Annotated in this window: 6 protein-coding genes; 3 read left to right on the top strand and 3 right to left on the bottom strand. The window is 54.5% G+C overall.

Translation table 11 applies throughout. The features are described 5' to 3' along the window. Window positions 1-2: 2 nt before the first annotated feature. Genes AC9UEO_RS08710 through AC9UEO_RS08720 form a run of 3 tightly spaced genes read left to right on the top strand, consistent with a single transcriptional unit; the run spans window position 3 to window position 5,251 of the window. Window positions 3-3,200, top strand: a complete 3,198-nt coding sequence (locus AC9UEO_RS08710) for an efflux RND transporter permease subunit (RefSeq protein ID WP_509532213.1) — start codon at window positions 3-5, stop codon at window positions 3,198-3,200. A 33-nt stretch (window positions 3,201-3,233) separates the two neighbouring features. Beyond that, entirely contained in the window at window positions 3,234-3,887 is a 654-nt protein-coding gene (locus tag AC9UEO_RS08715) for a protein-L-isoaspartate O-methyltransferase family protein (protein WP_509532215.1), read from the top strand. Between the two features lie 23 nt (window positions 3,888-3,910). Further along, window positions 3,911-5,251, top strand: coding sequence for a TolC family outer membrane protein (locus AC9UEO_RS08720; protein ID WP_509532217.1), 1,341 nt, complete (start codon window positions 3,911-3,913; stop codon window positions 5,249-5,251). Window positions 5,252-5,267: 16 nt separating this feature from the next. Here the strand turns inward: AC9UEO_RS08720 and AC9UEO_RS08725 are convergent, their stop codons facing one another. From AC9UEO_RS08725 to AC9UEO_RS08735, 3 genes are read right to left on the bottom strand one after another with little or no spacing between them, the layout of a single operon-like run. Beyond that, window positions 5,268-6,548: a 3-deoxy-D-manno-octulosonic acid transferase gene (locus AC9UEO_RS08725; RefSeq protein ID WP_509532219.1), complete on the bottom strand. Its 1,281-nt coding sequence runs from the start codon at window positions 6,546-6,548 to the stop codon at window positions 5,268-5,270. Continuing rightward, window positions 6,545-7,525 (bottom strand): lipopolysaccharide heptosyltransferase I, encoded by a 981-nt coding sequence (waaC, locus tag AC9UEO_RS08730; protein WP_509532221.1) that lies wholly within the window; start codon window positions 7,523-7,525, stop codon window positions 6,545-6,547. The genes AC9UEO_RS08725 and waaC overlap by 4 nt, the downstream gene beginning before the upstream one ends. Then, the gene (locus AC9UEO_RS08735) at window positions 7,522-8,922 is read right to left on the bottom strand and encodes a phosphomannomutase/phosphoglucomutase (RefSeq protein WP_509532223.1); all 1,401 of its coding nucleotides are present in this window, start codon (window positions 8,920-8,922) and stop codon (window positions 7,522-7,524) included. Before AC9UEO_RS08735 ends, waaC begins: the two co-directional genes overlap by 4 nt. Between the last annotated feature and the right edge of the window lie 235 nt (window positions 8,923-9,157).

A 9,157-nucleotide genomic window follows, 5' to 3' on the forward strand; every position in this document is an offset into this window, starting at 1 on the left:
CCATGTGGTTCACACAAGTCAGTTTGCGTAACCCCGTGTTTGCCACCATGATGATGCTCGCCTTGGTGGTACTGGGCCTCTTCAGCTACGGTCGTCTTAAGATTGACCAATTCCCCAACATCGATTTTCCGGTGGTGGTGATCACCACCGAATACCCGGGTGCCTCGCCCGAAATCATCGAGAGCGAGGTGAGTAAAAAAATCGAAGAAGCGGTCAACTCGATTGCCGGTATCAGCGCCCTCACCTCACGCAGTTACGAAGGTTTGTCTGTGGTGGTGATTGAATTTCAGTTGTATGTCAATGGCCGCAAAGCCGCCGACGATGTGCGCGAAAAAGTCTCGAATGTGCACCCCTTTTTGCGTACCGATGTGAAAGAGTCACGCATCCTGCGATTTGACCCCACCAGCCGTCCGATTTGGTCGATTGCGGTATTGCCTGATGACAAAGCCACGGGATTGAGCCAACCCTTGAGCAATGTGGAGTTGACCAACTGGGCGGACCAAGTCTTCAAGAAACGACTTGAAAATGTTCGTGGCGTGGGCTCTGTGTCCTTGGTGGGCGGCACCAAGCGCGAAATCAACCTCTACTTGAATCCTCAAGCCATGGAAGCGCTGGGCGTGACCGCAGACCAAGTGGTGGCCGCTGTCAGCAATGAGAACCAAGACCTGCCAGTGGGATCAATTCGGTCGATTCAGCAAGACCGCGTGGTGCAAGTGCAAGCACGTATGAAGCGCCCCGAAGACTTCGGCAACATCATCGTAGCTCGCAAAGGCGGCACCTATGTGCGCTTGTCGCAAGTTGCCAAGGTCAACGACGGCGCGCAAGAGTTGGAAAACATGGCGCTGTACAACGGACAACGAACCCTGTTGTTGTCGGTGGTCAAAGCCCAAGACGAGAACACCATCGAAGTGGTGGATGGCTTAATAGACACCATGGAATCCATGCGAAAACAACTCCCGCCTGGTGTGCGCCTAGAGCCTATTTTTGATGGGTCACGTCCCATCCGCGTGGCGGTCAATAACGTGCGAAAAACCCTCATCGAAGGTGCTTTGCTGACGGTTTTGATTGTCTTTTTGTTCTTGAATTCATGGCGCTCAACCATCATCACGGGGCTGGCTTTGCCCATTGCGGTGATTGGCACATTTTTGTTCATGAGCTTGTTTGGCTTTACCGTCAACATGATGACCCTCATGGCGCTGTCGCTTTGCATTGGCTTGCTGATTGACGACGCCATCGTGGTGCGAGAAAACATTGTGCGGCATGTGCAAATGGGTAAAAACGCTTTCACAGCATCCATGGAAGGCACCAAAGAAATTGGCTTGGCAGTGCTGGCGACCACGTTTTCCATTGTGGCGGTGTTCTTACCTATCGGATTTATGGAAGGCGTCATCGGCAAGTTCTTCCACGAGTTTGGCTTGACAATTGTGGTGGCCGTGGTCATCTCGATGTTTGTCAGTTTCACCCTCGACCCTATGCTCTCAAGCGTCTGGCATGACCCCAGCATCCACATTCACGGACAAGCTCTCAAAACACGCAACTGGTATGACCGCACCATCGGGCGAGTCACAGGATGGTTTGAAAGCGCCACAGACCGCTTGAGTGGTGTCTATCAGCGCCTGCTGGCTTGGGCTTTGTTACACAAACTGAAAACCGTTTTGGCAGCGCTGGGTATTTTTGTGGGCAGTATTTTCATGGTGCCTTTGCTGGGCACCGAGTTCGTACCCAAAGCCGACTATTCGGAGGCCACTGTCACCTTCTATGTGCCTGTGGGTTCTTCTTTGCAAGTGACCGAACGCAAAGCGCAAGAGGTGGAAAAACTGCTGCGCAGCTTTCCCGAGGTGCGCTATACCCTCACCACCATCAACACCGGCAACGCCAACGGGAAGATTTACGCCAATGTGTATTTCCGCTTGGTGGACCGCAACCTGCGATATCGCAACCTCAACAGCATCACGCCCGATGTTCGCCAGCGCTTGACACAACTGTCTGGCATCACCGTCACCCATGTTGGACAACTCGACAGCGTGAGCGGCTCTAAGCAAATCGAGTTTTATTTGCTAGGGCCCGACCAAGCCGAACTCGAGCGTTTGGCCGCTCAGGTCATGGCCAAGCTGACTCAAGTCAAAGGCTTTGTCGATATTGAGTCCAGCGTTAAACCCAACAAACCTACCATTGACATCGCCATCAAGCACGAAGCCGCATCGGACTTCGGGATGAACGCCAACAGTATTGCCAACCAATTACGCACCTTGGTTGCCGGTCAAAACATTGGTGTGTGGCGCGCCAGCAATGACCAAACCTACGATGTGTTGGTGCGCCTGTCTCCCGACGCTCGCACCGCCCCACAAGACTTGGAACGCTTGCCGTTTAATCTCCCACCCGCAGCAGACGGCAGCACCCGAACCGTCAAACTCAATCAATTAGCGCAGATCAGCGAGGGGGTCGGCCCCAACCAAATCAACCGCCGAGAGTTATCCCGAGAGGTCTCATTCAGCGGCAATGCCTATGGCCGTGCCAGCGGTGACGTGTCCAAGGAAATTCAATCCATCATGGCTGCTATGCAATTGCCTGACGGCTACCGTTACCAGTTTGGCGGTTCCACCAAAAACATGAAAGAGTCGTTTGCCTACGCCGTTTCTGCGCTGGTGATGGCAATTATTTTCATTTACATGATTTTGGCCAGCCAGTTCAAAAGCTTTTTGCAACCGCTGGCCTTGATGACAGCCTTGCCCTTGACCTTGATCGGCGTGGTCTTAGCACTGATGCTGTTTCACTCCACCTTGTCGCTGTTTTCTGTCATCGGTGTGATCATGCTCATGGGTTTGGTCACTAAAAATGCGATTTTGTTGCTGGACTTTGCCATCCGCGCTCGAGAAGGTTTAGACAATGGCGACGGTACTCACCAAGCACCCATGGGCCGCAGTGAGGCCTTGCTGATGGCGGCCAAGGTGCGTTTACGTCCGATTTTGATGACCACCTTGGCCATGGTTTTTGGCATGTTGCCTCTTGCCTTGTCCACCAGCGAAGGCGCCGAGCAGCGGGCCCCCTTGGGGCAAGCGGTGATTGGCGGCGTCATCACCTCCTCGTTGCTGACCTTGGTGGTGGTTCCTGTGGTCTATTGTTATTTGGATGACCTGACCCAATGGCTCAAGCGCCTATGGGGCGTGACACCCGACAATATGCAAAGTCGCGCTGGTTAAAATTTCATCAATGAACCGCTACAACAACTCGCTATGAACACAGAACTTGCCCGCTTCAATATGGTTGAACAGCAGATCCGGCCTTGGAATGTGCTGGACCACGCTGTGCTCGAGCAGTTATCTTTTGTGGACCGAAGCCTGTTTGTGCCTAGCGCTTTTGAAGAGTTGGCCTATAGCGATACAGAAATTCCTCTGCTGCATGGCGAGACCATGCTGACACCTCGTGTCGCAGCAAGGTTGGCACAAGACCTGTTGATAAAGCCTGGCAACAGTGTGCTCGAAATTGGAACTGGCAGTGGCTATCTCACTGCCTTGTTGGCCGGTTTGTCTGCCAAGGTGCTAAGCCTAGAGTGCCACGCAGATGTGTTGGCACAAGCACATGCCCATTTGCAGCAAGCTGGCATTGCCAATATCGAGCTACGCCAAAGCAGTGGCATCCCGAACGATCTGCCCCAAGCTGCTTTTGATGCCATTGTGCTTACAGGCTCTGTCGCGCAGGTGCCAACTGCGTTGCTGGGTCTGCTAAAGGCAGGGGGTCGTTTGATGGCGGTTGTCGGTGAAGAACCTATCATGCAAGCAACACGCTATACCCGCACCAGCCACGGCGATGTGCATACCCAAGTGATGTGGGATGTGGTTCTGCCACGCTTACATGGTTTTGCGCAAACACCTGCTTTTCAATTTTGATTCGCTTACCTCAAAGGAAGACCATGCGTTCTTTTCGTCCCTTGCCCCTTATCTCGGCCATGGCTTTGGCCTTTTCTGGGCTGGCCCATGGTCAAAGCTTGCTCGAACTCTACGATTCAGCCCGCGGCTTTGACGCAAATTACCAATCGGTACAAGCGCAATTCGAAGCCACACGACTGAAGTCTGCCCAAGCCCAAGCCAAACTAGGGCCCACTGGCAGTTTGAGTGTGAACCTGTCTAAAAACAATATTGACTACTCGCCCAACAAGGGCAGTACCAACTACGAACGGTTCTACGGCACCAATGCCGCCACCGTCACGGCGATCCAACCCCTTTACCGCCCTGCAGACAAAGCCGAAGTGGCGCAAAGCAGTTTGCAAATGCAAGTGGTGCAAGAGCAACTTGCCGCAGCCGAACAAGACCTGATGGTGCGAGTCAGCCAAGCCTACTTCGATGTATTGGCGGCGCAAGACACCGTGACCTTTGTACAAGCCCAAAAAACCGCAGTTGCCGAGCAACTGGCCTCTGCCAAGCGCAACTTCGAGGTGGGAACCGCCACCATCACCGACACCCGCGAAGCACAAGCTGGCTTTGACTTGGTGACAGCGCAAGAAATCGCCGCGCAAAATGATTTACAGGTCAAAAATCTTGCGCTCGATCAAGTGGTGGGGAAAACAGGTACCAAGCCCAAATCTATGGCTTTGAAGGCTGAGCCCAGTCCTTTAAGTCCCGCCCAGGTCGAAGAGTGGGTGAGCATGAGCTCAGACAAAAACCCCAACTTGCGCCAAGCCACCATCAACCTTCAAGTCAGCGAGCTTGAGACACGAAAAGCCCAAGCAGGTCTCAAGCCCACGGTTGATTTGCAAATCAGCCACAGCTTGCAAAACAGTGTGAATGGGTCCTCCTCTGGTGCTTATTCTTATGGTTCGACCAGCAACCTCACCACCGGTGCAGTGGTGCTGTCTTGGCCTTTTTACACAGGCAACGCCTTGGACAACCGAGTGCGCGAAACCCTTTCGCTGACACAAAAAGCCCAAGCCGACTTAGATGCAGCATCTCGCACGGTCGCGCAAAACACCCGCAGTGCATTTTTTGGGGTGATGTCTGGTGTCAGCCAAGTCAAGGCCTTGCAAGCTGCTGTCGAGTCCAGCCAAGTTGCGCTTGAAGCCAACAAACTGGGCTACAGCGTGGGTGTGCGTATCAATATGAACGTGCTGGATGCGCAAAGTAAATTGTTTGATACTAAGGCCAAATTAGCAAAAGCCCGTTACGACGTACTGATGGGCCACCTGCGCTTGCGCCAAGTCAGCGGCACATTGCAATTGCAAGACCTGCAAGGTATCAATAACCTGCTCGAGCCTTGATCTCCTAAGAGACCTGCTAAGGCTTGTCCAACCAAGCAGCCAATGCTTTCACGCAATGCGCCACAGCACCTTGGTGACTGCTGGCAAACTGTCGTGCCGCCTGTGACATACCGTATTGACGCTTTCTGTCTAAAACGATGGCGTGCGCTTTGGCCATAGCGTCTGCCAGATCGGTGCAACGCACAGCAGCTTGGGCTTTGATTGCCCACTCTGCTGCTTGCTTGAAATTAAAAGTATGCGGCCCCATCACCACGGGACAGTTGCAGGCACAGGCTTCGATCAGATTTTGCCCACCCAAGGGCGCAAAACTCCCCCCCAGCAAGGCCACACTGGCAACGCCGTAGTAAAGCGGCATCTCGCCCAGTGAGTCGCCCAATACCAAGCCAGCTTGTTGGGGCACAGCCATGTGTGCCACATCTGACGGCCACTGGCTGCGCCGCTCGAAAGCAAATCCAAGCGACTGAATCAGTGCAGCCACTTCATCGAAACGTTGCGGGTGACGCGGCACTATCCACCACAGCGCTTGTTGCAGGTACTCGGGGTGCTGTTGCAAGGCCTGAAGAAACATTGCCTCCTCATCCTCACGCGAGATGGCCAACAGCACCACGGGGCGCAGGTTCAAGGCATTGCGCCAAGCCAGTCCTAATGCAAGTAACTGCGGGTCAGGAACTGCATCAAATTTCAAGTTACCCATCACCGTGCCCACTGGTGCGCCAAGGCTATGCAAGCGTTTGGCGTCCTCCTCGGTTTGCGCCCACACAGCACTCAAACGGCTGAAGGCTGGCTTAGCAAGCAACGACCAAAGCTGTGCTTTGTGCCATGAACGCTCACTCAGACGGGCATTGGCCAGCACCAGTGGAACGCCTCGCTGCTGGGCGACGGCGGTGAGGTTAGGCCACACCTCGGTGTCGATCAACACACCCATGCAGGGTTGGAAATGCCGCAAGAACCGCTCTACCGCAGTGGGCGTATCCCAAGGTAACCATGCCTGCATATCCCCCTCGCGTAGCAAGTTGACGCCTTCCCTGCGACCAGTAGCCGTGCCGTGGGTAAGCAACAAGCGCACATGGGGGTAGGCAAGGCGCAAGGCCTCTACCATGGAACGAATGGCGCGGGTCTCACCCAAAGACACCGCATGTATCCACAAAGCACCACTTGGTGCTGATTGGCTGTAATAGCCAAAGCGCTCGGAGATGGCTTGCCCATACATCGGTTCGCGCCGCGCTCGCAGATGCAGCTTAAGCCAAAGCAGCGGCGACAAGGCCCACATCAAACAGGAATAGAAAAAAAGCGTCATGCTTGCTGAGCTTCAGACGCCATGCAAGCAGCCCAAGTGGACAAGACCGCTGCAGTTGGCGGCGTGGGCTTGGCAAAGATGCTTTGCTGCCAAGCACAGTCCATAGGGCCGGTACGCCAAGCGGTTTCAAAGTTGTAAATCTGAACATGCGGCAACCCCAAGGCCACCGCAATGTGGCTGACGCCACTGTCCACGCCAACCACTCCCGCGCAAGCCGCCAAGCGGTGTGTGAGTTCCTCCAAATCGCAACGCGGCCAAATAACAGCGCTCGGGCAGGCACTGGCCACGGCTTGCGCGGTGTGCAACTCGCTATCGATGGCATGAGGCAATGCCAAGGCAAAACCTTGTTGATGCAATGCATGAGCCAAAGCCTGCCAATGCGACAGCGGCCAGGCTTTGGCAGCGCGTGAACTGCCATGTACCAAAGCGACGGTGCGAGCTGGCACATCGGGGTGAGGCATCGCTTGTAAGCCGTTTTGCAAAGGAGTGGGCAGTGCATAGCCCATCGCTTGAGCGCAGACATGACGAGCACGGTAGATGGCGTGGCTGTGCCACTCGCAAGACACCGCTACATCGGCTACCCAGCGCGTAGGCGCTTCATAGCCCGAGCCTTCGGTGCGGTTAGCCATGGCGTAGCGCTTGCCGTTAGGAGTGAGTTTGGCCAGCTTGGATACCAGTGCGGACTTGCTTAAGCCTTGTAAGTCAATTACCGCGTCATAGGATGTACTTTGCAAATCTTGTTGAAAGCTTCGCCAAGCTTGACGGGTGTCGGTGCGCCACCAACGCTTGCGCCACAGGCGCAAATTGCAAGGAATGATGCGCTTGACCGCAGGACAGAGTTTGAGCAAAGGGGCAAATGAGGGTTCGACCACCCAGTCGATTTGTATGTCAGGAATTTGGGCTTGCAAGTCCATGGCAGCAGGCAAGCTGTGCACCACATCGCCCAACGAGGACAGCTTGACCAGCAATACCCTCAATGCGCCGCCTCTTGCACCTGTGCATCGGGTTTGACATGGCGCAGCAAGGCCATCATGTCGGACTCAATTCGCGCCAAGGCTTGAGGGGTTTGACCTTCAAAGCGCAGCACCAACACAGGCGTGGTGTTGGACGCCCGTACTAAGCCAAAACCATCGGCCCAATCGATGCGAACACCATCAATGTCGCACAGCACAGGCTGATGTTGAGGAGACGGCATGCCTTGGGTTTGCGCAAGTTTGAGTAACTCGGCGGTAACGAGGTGCGGTTCACCTTCAGCGCAAGCCACGTTCAGCTCGGGTGTGGATTGACTGGTGGGCAAAGCATGGAGCACCGCGTTAGCGTCGGGCGAGCGACTGACGATTTCCAGCAAGCGACAGCCTGCGTAGGTGCCGTCGTCAAAGCCATACCAGCGTTCTTTGAAAAAAACATGGCCGCTCATCTCGCCACCCAGCGGAGAGTTGATGGCTTTCATTTGCGCTTTGATGAGAGAGTGCCCAGTTTTGAACATCACAGGCACACCACCGGCAGCGCGGATAGCAGGTGCGAGTTGTTGCGAGCATTTCACGTCATAGACAATAGAGCCACCGGGGACACGACTTAAGACATCTTGTGCAAATAACATCATTTGTCGGTCGGGGTAAATGGTTTGTCCATCATTCGTCACGATGCCTAAACGGTCACCATCGCCATCAAAGGCCAAGCCCAACTCGGCGCCCGTGGTTTGCAAAGCAGCAATCAAGTCTTTCAAGTTTTCGGGCTTGCTGGGGTCGGGGTGGTGGTTGGGAAAGTCGCCATCCACATCGCTAAAAAGTTCAATCACCTCGCAACCAATGGCACGGAAAATAGCTGGGGCAGATGCACCTGCTATACCGTTGCCGCTGTCGACCACGATGCGCATGGGGCGGCTTAAATGAATGTCTTGCACGATGCGCTCTAGGTAGGCTTGGTTAACGCTGACTTGCTTGACACTGCCGCCAGCTTGGAGATGCCAACTTTCATCTTGCATCATTTGACGCAAGCCCTGAATTTCGTCTCCGTAAATCGCCCTGCCAGCCATCACCATTTTGAAGCCGTTGTAGTCCTTGGGGTTGTGGCTGCCAGTGATTTGAATACCGGTGTGGCATAAGGTGTTGGCTGCGAAATAAAGCTGTGGCGTGGTGACCATGCCCACATCGATGACGTGCACCCCAGAGTCGACCAAGCCTTGAATAAGCGCCTGTGCCAACGCTGGGCCGCTCAAGCGCCCATCGCGACCCACCGCCACTGTGGTTTCACCTTGCGCCAAAGCTTGCGTACCAAAAGCACGTCCCAGCGCCAGTGCGACCAAGGGGTTCAGCGATGAAGGCACCACACCGCGAATGTCATAGGCCTTGAAAACAGAGGCATCAATTTGCATCGCAGTATTGTAGAAGCTGAGCTGGGCGCAAACCGTCATCGCTGCATCGTATGATGAACCCAAAGACTTCTACACGATAAATGCTTTCCACATCTGTTCACGCCATCTTTCAAGCCAATGTTTGGCAAATGCCGATCAACTCGCCCTGGGGTTCGCTCACCTTGGTGGACAGTGACAAAGGTTTGTGCGGCATTTGGTTTGACGATCAGGCACACCGACCAGATTTACGCCATAT

The organism is Limnohabitans sp. (genome assembly GCF_040401495.1).
Classification (GTDB): Bacteria; Pseudomonadota; Gammaproteobacteria; order Burkholderiales; family Burkholderiaceae_C; genus Limnohabitans.

Coding starts and splice junctions, on each gene's coding strand:
- AC9UEO_RS08725 (WP_509532219.1), bottom strand. CDS start 6,548: ATGACGCTTTTTTTCTATTCCTGTTTGATGTGGGCCTTGTCGCCGCTG.
- AC9UEO_RS08735 (WP_509532223.1), bottom strand. CDS start 8,922: ATGCAAATTGATGCCTCTGTTTTCAAGGCCTATGACATTCGCGGTGTG.
- AC9UEO_RS08710 (WP_509532213.1), top strand. CDS start 3: ATGTGGTTCACACAAGTCAGTTTGCGTAACCCCGTGTTTGCCACCATG.
- AC9UEO_RS08720 (WP_509532217.1), top strand. CDS start 3,911: ATGCGTTCTTTTCGTCCCTTGCCCCTTATCTCGGCCATGGCTTTGGCC.
- AC9UEO_RS08715 (WP_509532215.1), top strand. CDS start 3,234: ATGAACACAGAACTTGCCCGCTTCAATATGGTTGAACAGCAGATCCGG.